Below are 14,976 nucleotides of genomic sequence, written 5' to 3' on the forward strand. Positions count from 1 at the left end.
AGTTTGATAATCCCCCGATTAATTTGTATCTGTATATCAAATGATTTGATACATGGCACACCGTAGTGGTGTGCCATTTTTTATAGTTGGATAGCAGCAATTAATACTGGTTTTATTTTCGATTTCACAATATTAATTAGAGATAGCAAAGCAGTTTACGTATTACCGTTTGCCATGGTGATAACACGTTTAAGTGTCCAACGTAGTAATAGTGGGATACATTCAACTCCTTTGTCTTCACAATGAGAAACGATTGCCAGAGCGAGATCCGGCTTGGCATGTTTTTTAAGCACTCGGGCCACTACCTTTTTGGCAGGTATCGGGTGATCATGTGGGATTTTTATCATATCTTTGAAAAACAACTCGAAGCCATTATTGTAAAGATAGTGTTCAATGTCTTTTTCCGGCAATTCGGTAAGCCTATGCCTCTCTTGATCGTTCCCTAGTTGTGAATGTACCGTTGCAGCATATTTTTTACCTGCAGCATCACCGTCCGTCACCACATGCCAATCGATATCAAACGCTTTTGCCACTTTGATCAACGATTTTAAACCAGACTGTGCGAACTCAATGATTTGTACCCCTTCAGCCGCAAGGTTATAGCCACATTGATTCGCCAGTTCGTTAAATAACCAAACTTCTGTTTCACCTTCAACCAATAACCAACAACGAGCAAACAGAGCGCCAGTACGATGAAAGCGAATGTGAAAGCCAATTCGACGCAGTTCATCCTTGCTAAGTTTATTGGTCATTAAACTGGTAGCGATGGTTTTATCGGATTGCCGGACTAAACGGCGAATTGATTGCAGTGGGACAGAACCAAGCAAGTCGCCACTGTTAGTCGTAAGAATTTTTTGCATTGGGAGTAGTTGCAATAACCCCCAAGCTCTAGAGAGATGGGTGGGGTGCAATCGACCTTCTGGATCTTCGATAATTAATAGTGGGCGGGCGCATCGGCGAAGTTCGTTAGGCCCTTTAGCTTGTAAATAGGCATTTAGTAAGCCCATAAACAACAAGCGAGTCTGCTTGTTTTTGGTCTCTTCAACGAATTGAGTGACATTCTGCTCATTGGTATTGCTTGTGAAAAACAGGCCGTCACGAGGTTTTCTTGGATTTTTCCGCGATTGATTTTTAAAAGAAAAGTAGTGATCAACCAGGGTTTCCATTGAGTTTAAGCTGCTGCGCATTTCTCCTTTATTGACATGCCCTGGGATCGCCATTAGACGACGACACGTGTTGTCGATACGTTTTTCGACGCGTCCGTTCTTGCCATTAGTGTGATTGAATGGACGCTCAAAATGACGTGAATCACGCAGACGAATCACAGGGTGCAGAGTCATTAACTCTTGAGCTAACTTCTCGGAGTGATGAAGCTTAAGCGGCTTACCTTCGATATCCAAAAACATATAGTGTGTCTCAATGGCGTATTGATCGAGAGTCGCACTAATACGATAGAAGATGCGGTAGTCACCATCTTCATCTTCAATCCAGATTGGTTTTAGTTTTCTATAGCGACCTGCTTTAAGTTCGCTTTTATCATTCGCCTTTAAACTTAACACGATCTGTAAATGTTGGGTTTGTGGGTGAGAGATCGAATAGTCAACATGAAAGTCTTGCATTTCAAATTGATAAAGTACGCCATTTGCTGGTAGTGCAACGGAAAGAGCATCGAGGAGAGAAGATTTACCCCACGTATTTTCCCCAATGAGGGTCGTGAGTTCATCGAATTTTAACGACAAGCGCTTAATACCACGGAATCCAGAAATTTCGATTCTGTCTAATTGCATAGAATCACTCCTTAAAAACGCGAGAACCTGCAGACGGTTTCAATCTTTATTGATATTAAACCTAATCAATACCGGGGAAAAGCCATAATCTATTCCCGGTAATTATATGAATGTAAACAGGTTTAGAATATAAATCGCACATGATTAGCATAATCGATAAATTCAGAGCATGTAGGCTTTTGTGTCACATTTCGTATTTGATTACATCAAACTAAGTCTTTGTTTCTCTACTTTTGAACCGAATGAGAACGCTTCTCCAAATAGACCGCAAATATGGAAGATAAATTTCTTTGCATACCAGTTTCATAAAATTCACGATTCTGTCATGATTCAGCCCTTAGTATTGGGTGGAATAATTGAGAAAGAACAGATGATGACAAAAGAGAACAAACCAGTAAAAATAACGCTGGCGCATATCAATGACACCCATTCTTATTTTGAACCTACGTCATTGCAGTTAACCCTTCCTATTGCTGGTAGTGTATTAGAGCCGTATGTGAGTGCTGGTGGTTTTGCTCGAATCTCCACACGAGCTCAGCAACTCAAAAGTGAAGCTCATAGGCAGAAAAAAGGTTTCCTCTTTTTGCATGCAGGTGACTGTTTTCAAGGAACGTTGTATTTCTCCCTATTTAAAGGGGAAGCAAACGCTGATTTATTGAATGGGCTTCAGATCGATGCCATGACGTTAGGCAATCATGAATTGGATATGGGCAATGAACCTGTTGCTCAATTCGCCCAGCGTATTGATTTTCCCTTGCTTGCAGGGAACTGGGATCTATCCAATGAAAACCAAGATAAAGCCTTTACATTAGCCCAAAATCAACGAGTTTGTTCGTATATTCCTGCTACGCAATCTGCCCAATACATCACTAAAACCTTTGATGATGAAGACGTCGCTATTTTTGGATTGTCTTTAGATAAAATGGCCGACATTGCGAATCCGGATTCTGATACCCCCTTTGCTAATGCGATTCTAACCGCGCGAAATACCGTAGAGCAGATCCACTCTCAAGGTATCAATAAAATTATTTTACTGAGCCATTTAGGCTATGAGGCCGATCTTGAACTTGCTTCTCAGGTTCAAGGCATTAGCATTATTGTTGGTGGACATAGCCATAGATTGCAAGGAGACTTCTCTGGGATCGGTCTCGCAAAAGATGATGAATATGGCGTTAAAGTTGATAATACTTACATCGTTCAGGCAGGCTTTCATGCGCTAAGTTTAGGGCATTGTGAGATTGATTTTGATGCGAATGGTCATGTGACTCGTTTTGTCGGCCAGAATGATATTTTATTAGGAAGGCGGCTATTTCTAGATCCAAGTCTCAATGAAATGGGAACTGATGAAGCTCATGTTGCTGCTTGTGACTATTTAGGGAATCACCCTAATGTTGTGGTATGTAAAAAAGACGAGCAATTACAGAGTATTCTGCGTGATAAGTACATCCCAAAAGTACGACAACTTCAGCAGCAGATCATCAGCTACACCCCAAGGAAATTGCGACATGTACGAATTCCCGATGAGCAGGGGGCAAGTGAGCTGGCCCCGTTAGTTGCTGAATCTTTTGTTCATGCCATGAATAAGAGGGGAATGAATGCTGAATTTGCGATACATAATGCAGGGGGGGTCAGAAACTCTCTTAATGCAGGCGATGTATCGATTGCCGACATTGCCGGAAAGTTGCTGCCTTTTGCCGTACCAATTGGTGTTTATGATGTATCCGGGAAGACCATTGAACTGATGTTAGAAGGGGCGATTAATAATGCCACGAACAACGGAGTAGAAGGAACCGGGTCAGGCAGTTACCCTTATACTCACAACCTTGCATTTAATTACTGTGCGGATAAGAGGGTAGGTCAGCGTATTGAAAGCCTGAAAATATACAGCGCTAAACATGGCTGGCAACCCGTTGATTCCAAGAAGTTATATCGAGGAACGTCTTCCGCTTATACCATGAAAGGGAAAGAAGGTTATGAGGCGGTTCTGGACATGAAAGAAGAAGGTATGATTACCAACCTATCAATGGCGGACTGTTTTCAACAAATGCTGACGGATTACCCAGATAAACTCAATGAAAAAGGGATCTCTTGCCAGAAGTAGTTCAAATCAATTGCAATCGGCAGGGGTGAATCTCCTCAATAGGCGATATTTACGACATTTCTTATGGCACAAACCTTGCTTTATCTATATCAGTTTTATTTGCGTTTTGTATGTGTGGATCGCAGAAGAGGCAAGGGGACAATATGTGGTATAAAGATTGGTTAGATACTGCCGTCATTATCGGATGGGTATCGATTTGGTCAGCATTAGTTTACTTCATTCCGTTAGCCGGAGTCTAAGTTAGATTAATCGCATAATAAGGGGGCATTGAGCTTTAGTGCCGAGCAGTTTAGATATTAATCGGTAGAGAAATTGAACGCTCCCATCAATGTGTAAAAATCCGATAGACTCTGTTTATCGGATTTTTTATGCCCATTTCCCAAGTTCTCAACATTTACCCAATATAAACTCAATCAAGTAGTGACTCTGAATGACTTGTCGTAAATAAATGGATTGAAGCGTTTACCAACTCACAAATATTGCCGCCCCAAGAAAGTGAAAGCTAACCTCGAAACCTTGTGTATGGTTACAAGTAAGAATGGCTGTCTACAATGGAAACTATCTGCAGTCGAAGCTATCTACTATGAAATCAATTTACGATTAAAGCTATTTACTATGAAAAAAATCTATTATGAAAACTATCGATAGTATTAGGTTGGTTTCATATCTTGAGGTGATTATTGGCTCATTAAAATAGCGTTAAAATAAGCATCGGAATAATAGAGTGAGTTACCGCGCGTTATCTGTCAAGGTGCATTTGTTTTGTACTCACGACTGGTACGATAAGAAAAAATGTTCAGTGCTAATCTAAAGGTCTTTGGTGTCTTGGTATGGGAAAACTTGCGCGGCTTAGAAAAAATATCTGGATGATTTTTTCAATCATCTTTATATCCTCTTTAATGCTGCTTTTTTATACCTCATATACGAGTTGGGAATCCAGCAAGCAAACTGTACTTAATAAACAAAAGAATCATGTTGATTTGTTTGGCAACTCTGTACGAGCGTTTCTTGAATCCCAAGAGTCGTTGCTCGATGTCTTAGGTGTTCAGCTTATTGCTCGACATAATATTCCAGAACAACCATTACATGATGCCGCACTTGACCATACAATGAATTCCAACCCTGCTTTTATTGGTCTAGGGCTTATTGCCTATGATGGAACTCCACTTGTCGCAAGCTCAAATTTTGATCTTGATAAAGTCCCAAACCTAATGCTCAATGAAGGAAGTAGAAAAACATTCGTTCAAGCCCGTGATAGTAAAAAAATAACGACGGGGCAAAATTATGAGATAAATGGTCTGGACTCAATAACGTTAGCGATGCCGATTCGTAAAGCGATTTATATCCCGAAAGATGCATCCCAAGCCATTGCTGTGATGACTGCGGGTATTCGACTCGATAATACACCAATATTTAATGGTCATGATGATTTAGCGCCTTATCATAAGATTGAAATTGTTCGAAGTGATCGATTTCTACAATTTAGTTCCCAAAGTGAAGTTGTCGATTATAGTGAGCCGGTAAGTGACTCTTATTTCCAAAGTCTGAACGAGAATGTTAACAGTGATGACTACTTTTCCGTTTATGAATACGAGGCTGAGGGGACTGGTAGTAAGTTACAAATCGTTGCTCACTATGATCCTTTTCTTGAAGTATGGTTTGTATCTAAAGTCGATAAAAAATATTTGTTGCAAAGCTACTTTGACCACTTAGCGCTCAATGCAGGTGTTTTCCTCCTTTATAATTTCTTTATCTTTTTTCTTATTCGAACTATCGCCAGTTCCGAAAAGCGAAAAGAGAAAGAGCTGTTGCGTCTGGCTAATCATGATGCCTTGACGGGGTTGCCAAATCGAATGGAGTTGTTTGGTCAAATTCGTCAAACTTTAAATAGCCTAGAATACGAATATAACCATCATGCACTGCTGTTTTTGGATATTGATGATTTCAAGAGCATTAACGATGCTCATGGGCACGAATATGGTGATCTCCTGCTCATTGAAACGGCATCTAGAATTAATCAGAGTATTAGGCCGTGTGATGTGCTGACTCGTTTTGGTGGGGATGAATTTGTCATTTTACTGTCTGGGTTAGGGGTTGATACAGAGAAATCTAATCTTACGGTTGAAAATACCGTTGATCATCTGCTTGAAATCTTATCGAAACCATATGCGCTTAAAGAGTACACCTACAACAGTAGTGTCAGTGTAGGCATTGTGCTATTTGATGATGACTCGAGTTCAGAGTCCGAACTAATCAAACATGCTGATATTGCGATGTATCGGGCTAAAAATTCAGGAAAAAATACATATTCTGTTTTCGACCCTCAAATGCAAATTGATGTAGCGTCTGAATTTTTACTGGAAGCTCAATTAAGAAAGGCGGTACGCGACAACCAGCTTGAATTATTCTATCAGCCCCAAGTTGACCACGATGACAACATCATCGGAGCAGAAGGGTTGTTACGTTGGATTCATCCAGAAAATGGAATGGTAGGGCCAAATGAATTTATCCCGCTTGCTGAAAAGACCGGGCTTATTATTCCTATTGGGAAAATGGTTTTAAAAATGGCCTGTGAAGAGTTAAGTCGTTGGCAACAAGATGCCTCAAAATATCATTTAACTCTGTCTGTTAATGTGAGTTACAAACAGTTCAAAGAGCTTGATTTTGTTGCTCACATTCAACAATTAATCAGCGATTACCATATTCAAAGTGGGCGCTTAAAGCTTGAATTAACGGAAAGCATGCTGGCGGATGATATTGAAAGTACCATTGTGCATATGAATGAGTTACGAGAGAGTGGTGTGAAGTTCTCTTTGGATGATTTCGGGACGGGGTATTCATCGCTTAAATACCTTAAAAAATTGCCACTCAGTCAGCTAAAAATCGATAAATCATTTATCAATGAGCTAGTGTCAGATGCTAATGATCAGTGCATTGTAAAGACAATCATATCGATGTCCAAAGAACTTGGATTTAATATTATAGCTGAAGGTGTAGAGACATCAGAACAGAAGCGATACTTAGAGCAAGCGGGTTGTGCTTTTTACCAAGGGTATTTGTTCAGTAAGCCGCTGCCAAAATCACAGTTTAATGTGTATTTTAGGCAGCCTGAAGCTGTGCTGGATATTGGAAAGTAGCCATTAAATAAGGGCATACAAATTGAATTTTTCATTACTATTTATCGCCAACAAATGACGAACTATTGATGATCGTTATTTAATCCATATGATGAATTAGACTATGGGTATTCAGGATCTAAAATAAAATTTTTAGCAAGTTAACTTCAACTATTAAGTTCCCCCCCCTCAAATTCCAATTGTGCGTAAGTATTATACAATCACAGAATTAAATGATAAAAAAATCAATCCTATAAATACATTCTCGATTCATAAATGGATGGAAGTCACATTTCGTGTAAAGTCAGATAGTTATACTTACCCGGCACGATATGTCGTAGATTTAATTAATATACAGTTTTAATTTCTTGTAGGCTTAATTAATGTTCAATTTTAACTGCGTTTGAGATATTGGGTTTACATTAATGATGCTGTGTAACTTAAGAGAAGTTGTTCTGGCATGTTACAAATTTAAAAAATAAAACTAGGTTGATTGATGGCAAAACGTTCCAGTACACAAGAATCGCTCGCTTTTGCATTTGAATTATTAAAACGTATTCCTCGCTCTGGTAAAGGTAAAGTAACGGCTTTAGAGCTACAACAACAGCTTGAGTGTATAGGTATTCAGCGCGATATTCGTACTGTTCAACGCAACCTTGAGATGTTGTGTGAGCATTTTGATATTGTAAAAGATGACAGAGCTAAACCTTATGGGTATTCACTAAAAACAGAAAGTGAGGGGTTGGCGTTGCCTTTAATGTCACCACAAGAGTCACTACTGTTAAGTTTGGCTGAAGACTACTTGCAAAATTTGTTGCCAAAGAATGTTATGGCATCACTATATGGCTTCTTTAAAGCCGCGCGTAATAATCTTTCACCATCCGAAGGGAATACAAAGGAGCGGGAATGGTTAAAAAAAGTTCGCTTCGTCAGTGAAACTCAACCGCTCTTACCACCTAAAGTTGAAGACCAAGTATTTAGTGAAATTAGCAAAGCTCTTTATCATAACCGCTGGCTAGATATTGAATATACGAATGGTAAACAAGAAGATAAAAAATCTGAAGTGATGCCTCTAGGACTTGCGCAGCAAGGAAGCCGTTTGTATTTGGTATGTCGATTTAAAGGATACAATAATGAACGTTCATTAGCGGTTCATCGCATTAATAAAGCCGTCTGTTCTACGTTTAGTTTTGATCGGCCTGTTGATTTTAACTTATCAAAATATGATAACGATGGCCGATTTGGATTTGGTGAAGGAAATCAATGTCGTGTTGAATTTTGTATTACTAAAAAAGTGGGGTTTCATTTGCTAGAAACACCGCTATCAGAAGATCAGACCGTCGAAGAGTTGGATTCTCATTATCTCATCACCGCAACTGTCATTGACTCAATGCAACTCGAACATTGGTTAAGAGGCTTTGGTGATGATATATGGAATGTAATAAAAATTAAGAAATAAATAGCAACGTATTAATCAGTGGCTTACACGTCGAGAATAAAATGAAAACAAAACGAATTACAGAGTGGAAGCTGTCCAATACGGCAGCACAGCAAATGGGTGTCGATTCTTCATTTGAGAAGATGGCCGATAGTCTAATCACAAGAGATATTGATTACTTTATCAATAAAGAGAATTCAAGCAGCATTAGTAGCCCACTATTAAATATTTTGAATGCTTGTTATTTAATCGTGGGATCAGAGTTTGATGCAAAGCGTTGGGTTTGTTTTGACGGTGATATCTATTTTGATAAGCAAGCCAAAGGTTTTTGGATGCTTGCAGAAAATAAAATTAAACTATTTAATAAAGATAAACCTTTTTCATCGGGTCAACCTTATGATGAAGTGATAGAAATAGTTAATTCGGAGTTAAATGATGAATTCAATGAATGGGATATACCAAACCTTGTAACTCTAAAAAAGTTAACAAGGCTTTCAAATACGCCATTTAGTACAGGAAATGGACGAATTAGTTTCAGTGCTTATCATTTGTATAAAATAGATAATAATATTCAAGGTTATGATTGTGACGCTAACTACTTAAGGGATTACTCTGGCGGTTACTGCCTTCCTTACCTACCTCAAATTGACTTTCTCGAGTTAGGTAGTAAAGGTCTATTCATTAATGCAATTATGTGTGGCTTTATTCCAACCAAACTTAAAGGTAATGAGCTATATAACTCATTAATTGTTGCGCTAAATTACAAAAAAAAGTCTGCAATTCAAGAATTAGGTGATAACACGAAACTTTTAAACAAGATGGTTTCACAGAAATTAACCAACACGTTGCTGCTTGAAGATAGTATTCGCGCAGATATTGCGCCTTATCATTCAAAGATGGTAGAAGACACAGCGTTAGGGCATTGGTCTTTATGGACTGATGAACTAGAAGAAGGGATAAACGAGCAAGCTATTCAATTGCCAACTCCAATGGTGGCTCGTGATCCAAAATCAAGCATTAATGATGGTGTTGTTGGGATAGATTTTGGCACCAAAAGTACCGTAGTCGTCTATCAAAAAGATAATATTAATATTCATCCGATGCGTGTGGGTACAGGGGACCTGAGTTCTGATATTCAAGCGTATCATTATGAAAATCCGACCATCATGGAGTTTCGTGATCTAGAAGCCTTTATTAGTGCTTATAATTCTAAAGACAACAAACCGTACACGCGTTGGCAAGATCTCACTATTTCTCACACCGCAAAAAACGCAATGGAAGGAACGGAGTCAAACCAATTCAATACCTTCCTTGATGAGATAAAACAGTGGGCCGGAGACAAAAACAGAAAGCTAAAGATTGTTGGCCAACAAGGAAAAATTATCGATTTACCTCCCTTCCTTGAGTTAAGCGATGATGACTTTAACCCTATTGAAGTTTATGCGTACTATTTGGGATTATACATCAATAACTTAAATAATGGCATTTATATGGACTACATACTGTCGTTCCCAGTGACCTATGAGATGCCTATTCGAGATAAGATTATTGAGAGCTTTGAAAAAGGCTTAAAAAAATCCCTTCCAGCCGAATTGGGTGCTGATGCGATTGCTCAATTATCGGTTACAAAAGGGGCGAGTGAACCAGCAGCCTACGCGCTAACGGCATTTAAAGCCTATGATTTTGATCCTGAAGATGACGAACGTATTTTTTATAGCGTATTTGATTTCGGTGGTGGCACCACTGATTTTGATTTTGGTATTTTTAGAGAAGCAAAGAGTGGAAAAGAGCGCCGCTTTGATTATGTAATAGAGCATTTTGGCGCGGGAGGTGACCAATTCCTTGGGGGGGAAAACCTACTAGAGTTATTGGCATTTGAAGTCTTTAAAAGCAACAAAAGCAAATTACTTCAGCAACGAATTCAATTTGAAAAACATCCAGAAAAAGATGCATTTGCAGGCAGTGAACATTTGCTGAGCAACTCTCAAGAAGCTAGAAATAATACAAAAAAATTGTGTATTGCCTTACGTCCATTTTGGGAAGAGCATGGTGACTTCTCCATTGATGCCTCCGGAGAGTTAAGTATTACACTAACAGATATTGATGGAGTTCAGCATACAGGTTTTTCCCTCGATGTTGATGAAGAAGAACTGAAAATTCTGCTTTCTGACCGAATCGAGAGAGGGGTCGAGAATTTTTTCAATGCCCTCCGTTTAGCGTTTAGTAACAGCCAAGAATCATTAAATGATATTGATGATGTAAAAATTTTCTTAGCAGGAAATTCAAGTCAGTCGAGCCTTGTAAACGAACTGTTTGAAAAACACATAGCATTGCAAAACGAAGCTATTGGGAACATCGACGGTAAAAACCATTTTAAGTTATATGCACCACTTGGCGCTGATAGAGATGATGTAGAAAAACCAAATGGTAAAACAGGTGTCGCTTTTGGTCTTATTGAATCACGAGAAGGTGGCAAGATAATGGTTATCGACCGCAACGTAGGTGGTGACGATATTCATTTTAAATTTTACTTAGGTGAGCAACGTAAGTTGAAATTTAAACCAGTCGTTGATCGAGAAGTGACTTTTAATCAGTGGATTGAATTTATCGATGCTGGTTATCAAAAATTTGAGCTGTTTTATACCGATCAACCAACCTCGAGCACTGGTAATGTGGCGATATCAGACAGCAGTATTAAGAAAAAAGTGATCAAACTTGATATGACAGATGATGATGCATTGGTGTATATCCGAATTGTCTCTCCAACTAGAATCGAATACGTTGTCGCTAATGAAGGTGATATCGGTAACAACATTTATCTAAATGATATTCAATATCTAGAACTCTAATTATTTAAGGAAAAGTTATGTTAATGATACCACCAACCACAATTCCAACAGTTGTATCTATTATAACAAAATTAGCGACAAGTATCGGTCCTACGATTGCTAAATATGCGCCAATTATTATAAAGACGATAGGACAAAATTTACCTGTTTTCATAAAAACAATTGAAGGAATAAGCCTAGCTGCGGATGTACTCAAACCGAGTGAGAAAGTGGATGAACTTGGTGCGAAAGCGATGGCCGCAGATAAAAAACCTGAAGACTTTGACCAGATAAATGACTATATCAATTACTTAAGAAGTGATGTAAAAGTTGATGAGTCAACATTAAGCAATGATTCAATTGATGTGACTGTTCGTCGAGCTGTTGGTACTTCTATTGCTCTCAAAGCTCTTGGTAGTGAATTAAACACAGATATATCTTTGCCATTTTTAAATAAAGTAAGCGAGCTAGGTGTTGAATCTAAAGTGCTACTTGAGATTATTAAGTCTTATTCAGAAAGCGGATTAAATCCAGATGATGTTGAAGCTTATATCGATGGGGAATTAACTCTTAACGAATCAGACCAGCATGGTGATGTTTTAGCGAAAGCTTATCAGAAAGCCTATCCATCAATGACTGCGGAAGAAATTGACCAAGCCGTTATGAAGGATTTTTAACATGTCAGAATCGCAAAAATCGTTAATTGAATTATTAAAGGGCGGTTGTACTGATGTTGCTGGTCAATCTTCAGTAATAGAAAAACCGTTTTTACTCGCAGAGCATGAATTTTCTCTTTACCACATTAAAGAAGTGACATTTGATGAAGAGTTACCAAGAAAAGAAGCGTTTGAAAATGTAATAAATTCATTGAATATTGATGGGATTCTTTTTCTTTATCTGCTTATTGGCGACGGAGAGAGCGTTAAGTTTTTATTTGGTGTTGCAAAAGATAAACGCTTTAAAGGTGAGTTATCACTGGATGTGGACGACATCGGTGAAAGCATTTTAAAACCGTCTTTGGAAGGTAACTTTAGAGGCAGTGTCGTTGAGAAACTAACCAAAGCGGAACGGCAACAAGTTAAAGAGGAAGTTGCCGGATTCACTAAGGTATCCAAACTTGAAGGGGTACCTAGTGTTCATGAAGATAACGAGCAATTTCAAGGGGTAGATCGCTTAGTAGACATTATGAGTGGTGATCAGTTTTGTCTTGCTGTTCTAGCCGATCCGCTGTCATTGTCTGATGTGAATGAAATAGAAAGTCAATTGCATGAAATTTATGACAAATTATTGCCTTTGGCTAAAAAAAGCATCCAAAGTGGTGAAAACAGTGCGAACACGATAGGAAAAAGCGAAGGATCCAGTACAACGCGAACAACTGGTGAAACTGATGGTACTAGCATTAGTACCAATACTGGCAAGTCTGTAAATATAACGACAGGAACGAGTAAGGGAGAGAGCTCAAGCTCAGGGAGTAACAGCGGGACGACAAGCAGCGCATCTGAGACCGATCATAACAAGCACACTAGTGGTAATGAGACAAAAACAAAAGGAACCTCTGATTCAAAAGCGACTGCAAAAAATATAGGCTCAAGTACAACGGATCAAACGGGGAAATCGTCAAGTGAATCTCGTGAATTTTCCGATAAGGCAGTACAAGAGTGGGTCGATTATATTGACGATGTATTACTTAAACGAGTTCAAATTGGTAAAAATAAAGGTTTATATCTTTCAAATATCTATTTGTTATCAAACTCTGAAGCTAGCGTTTTAAAATTAGGGAATACGGCTAAATCCATTTTCTCTGGTGAAGAGGCGAATAAATCGCCATTGACACTTAAAAAAGTAACAGTGAATCATGAGATCACAACGCTGAAAAATTTTCAGTTTCCGGCTTTTAAAAAAGGAAAAGATGGAGCAGTTACCCAAGATAAAAATACTCATCAATTCAATATTTTGTTGTCTAAAAGCCCGTTTAGCCAGTATTCATGCAATTGGTTATCAACTAATGAATTAAGTGTTGTTGCTGGCTTGCCACAAAAAGAGGTGGTTGGTTTAACGCTGAAGGAAGAAGTAGAATTTGGGTTAAATCTGGCAAGAAAAGTCGCGGATGATAATAGGTTATTCTTAGGTAATTTAATAAAAAGTGGCTTGCATCAAAAAACAAAAGTGTGCATTGATAAACGGGATCTGGATAAGCATACTTTTATTGCAGGAGTCACAGGTAGCGGTAAAACAACCACTTGTCACCGGTTGTTAAACTCAGCTCAAATGCCATTTTTAGTCATTGAGCCCGCGAAAACCGAATATCGAGTATTAACTAAGAAACACAAAGACATTCTTATTTTTACCTTAGGTAATGACAATGTTGCTCCATTTAGATTGAATCCATTTGAGTTTTTCCCTCATGAAAATATTACCTCAAGAGTGGATATGATTAAGGCGAGTATTGAATCGGCCTTTGATATGGAAGCTGCTATCCCACAACTGATTGAGGCAGCAATTTATCGCTGTTATGAGGTTAAAGGCTGGAATATAGCAAACTCAAAAAACAGCCACTATGAAGATCCATTTGCTCCAGGTGTATACGCGTTCCCAACTTTAGCAGAACTGATCACAATGACTGAAGAGATCGTTAAAGAGCAAGGGTTTGATGATAGGTTGAAGCAAGATTATATCGGCTCAATTAAAGCGCGTTTACAGGGCTTGTTAATTGGCTCAAAAGGACAAATGTTAAATACGCCACGTTCTATCAACTTTAAAGAGTTGGCACAACGTAATGTCATACTAGAGCTCGAAGAGATACGTAACCCAAGTGAAAAGTCACTGATTATGGGTTTTGTATTAGCAAACTTAAATGAGGCAGTACGAGCTAATCATGAAGAGTATAGAAAGCGTGGTGATAAATTTAGGCACATTACTTTAATCGAAGAAGCTCACCGCTTGCTATCTAAGTTTGAAGTTGGAGACAGTTCGAATAAGAAACAAGGGGTTGAAACTTTCTCTGATATGTTAGCGGAAGTGCGTAAATATGGTGAATCACTGATCATCGTTGATCAAATACCTAATAAACTCACACCAGAAGTATTAAAAAATACCAATACTAAAATCATTCATAAACTGTTTGCACAAGATGATAAAGAGGCAGTTGGAAATACGATGGCACTTTCGGATGAGCAGAAAGACTTCTTATCCAACCTTGAGCCAGGACGTGTGATTTTATCTAGCACTGGTATGACGAAGCCACTGCAAGTTCAAATCAAAGAGTTTGTTAGCACAACGGAAGAGTCGGATGTTGCTCCTGAAGAAATTAGAACAGCGGCATTGCAATATTATGCTGACAATTATCAGACAGGGATAATTCAAGGTCTGGAGTTGTTAGAAAACAAGCCATCTGCAGAAGTCGTTGAGGAGATTTTGGAAGGAGCACCAACAACAGTTTGGCTTGATACAGTCAAGAATAGAAAATCAACGTTTAAGTTGCAGAATTATATCAAGAATTTTGGGCTTGAATACATACACCAATATATTTTGACAACTTGCTATAAACCGATTGGAGAAACCAAAGAGGACGATAAGCAATATCAGACAAGAAACGAACGATTAAGCCTGTTTCTCTTGTCTGTGTTGGATAACCCAGAATCAACAATGACTCTGAAACAAAAAAGTGCATTAGCAACCAATATAATCGGAAATAAAAGGATATAAA

General features: G+C 38.5%; 7 protein-coding genes. 6 read left to right on the forward strand and 1 reads right to left on the reverse strand.

The window, feature by feature from the left end; genetic code table 11:
- Positions 1-155: 155 nt before the first annotated feature.
- Positions 156-1,787, reverse strand: coding sequence for an ATP-dependent endonuclease (locus tag FCV43_RS12170; RefSeq protein ID WP_017051209.1), 1,632 nt, complete (start codon positions 1,785-1,787; stop codon positions 156-158).
- Between the two features lie 373 nt (positions 1,788-2,160).
- Here FCV43_RS12170 and FCV43_RS12175 point away from each other — a divergent pair, with 373 nt between their 5' ends.
- The 6 genes from FCV43_RS12175 to FCV43_RS12200 all read left to right on the forward strand — a co-directional run bounded on the left by FCV43_RS12175 (position 2,161) and on the right by FCV43_RS12200 (position 14,975).
- Entirely contained in the window at positions 2,161-3,888 is a 1,728-nt protein-coding gene (locus FCV43_RS12175) for a bifunctional metallophosphatase/5'-nucleotidase (RefSeq protein ID WP_170961655.1), read from the forward strand.
- Between the two features lie 830 nt (positions 3,889-4,718).
- Positions 4,719-7,025, forward strand: coding sequence for a bifunctional diguanylate cyclase/phosphodiesterase (locus tag FCV43_RS12180; RefSeq protein WP_136995336.1), 2,307 nt, complete (start codon positions 4,719-4,721; stop codon positions 7,023-7,025).
- 475 nt (positions 7,026-7,500) lie between these two features.
- Positions 7,501-8,463 (forward strand): helix-turn-helix transcriptional regulator, encoded by a 963-nt coding sequence (locus FCV43_RS12185; protein ID WP_136995337.1) that lies wholly within the window; start codon positions 7,501-7,503, stop codon positions 8,461-8,463.
- Between the two features lie 41 nt (positions 8,464-8,504).
- On the forward strand, positions 8,505-11,291 hold the full coding sequence (locus FCV43_RS12190; protein WP_136995338.1) for a molecular chaperone DnaK: 2,787 nt from the start codon (positions 8,505-8,507) through the stop codon (positions 11,289-11,291).
- 17 nt (positions 11,292-11,308) lie between these two features.
- Positions 11,309-11,947, forward strand: a complete 639-nt coding sequence (locus FCV43_RS12195; protein WP_136995339.1) for a hypothetical protein — start codon at positions 11,309-11,311, stop codon at positions 11,945-11,947.
- A gap of 1 nt (position 11,948) precedes the next feature.
- Positions 11,949-14,975, forward strand: a complete 3,027-nt coding sequence (locus FCV43_RS12200) for a helicase HerA domain-containing protein (protein WP_136995340.1) — start codon at positions 11,949-11,951, stop codon at positions 14,973-14,975.
- Position 14,976: the final 1 nt, after the last annotated feature.

The organism is Vibrio genomosp. F6, from assembly GCF_005146325.1.
In the GTDB taxonomy this organism is placed as follows: Bacteria; Pseudomonadota; Gammaproteobacteria; order Enterobacterales; family Vibrionaceae; genus Vibrio; species Vibrio cortegadensis.

Coding starts and splice junctions, on each gene's coding strand:
- FCV43_RS12170 (WP_017051209.1), bottom strand. CDS start 1,787: ATGCAATTAGACAGAATCGAAATTTCTGGATTCCGTGGTATTAAGCGC.
- FCV43_RS12175 (WP_170961655.1), top strand. CDS start 2,161: ATGACAAAAGAGAACAAACCAGTAAAAATAACGCTGGCGCATATCAAT.
- FCV43_RS12180 (WP_136995336.1), top strand. CDS start 4,719: ATGGGAAAACTTGCGCGGCTTAGAAAAAATATCTGGATGATTTTTTCA.
- FCV43_RS12185 (WP_136995337.1), top strand. CDS start 7,501: ATGGCAAAACGTTCCAGTACACAAGAATCGCTCGCTTTTGCATTTGAA.
- FCV43_RS12190 (WP_136995338.1), top strand. CDS start 8,505: ATGAAAACAAAACGAATTACAGAGTGGAAGCTGTCCAATACGGCAGCA.
- FCV43_RS12195 (WP_136995339.1), top strand. CDS start 11,309: ATGTTAATGATACCACCAACCACAATTCCAACAGTTGTATCTATTATA.
- FCV43_RS12200 (WP_136995340.1), top strand. CDS start 11,949: ATGTCAGAATCGCAAAAATCGTTAATTGAATTATTAAAGGGCGGTTGT.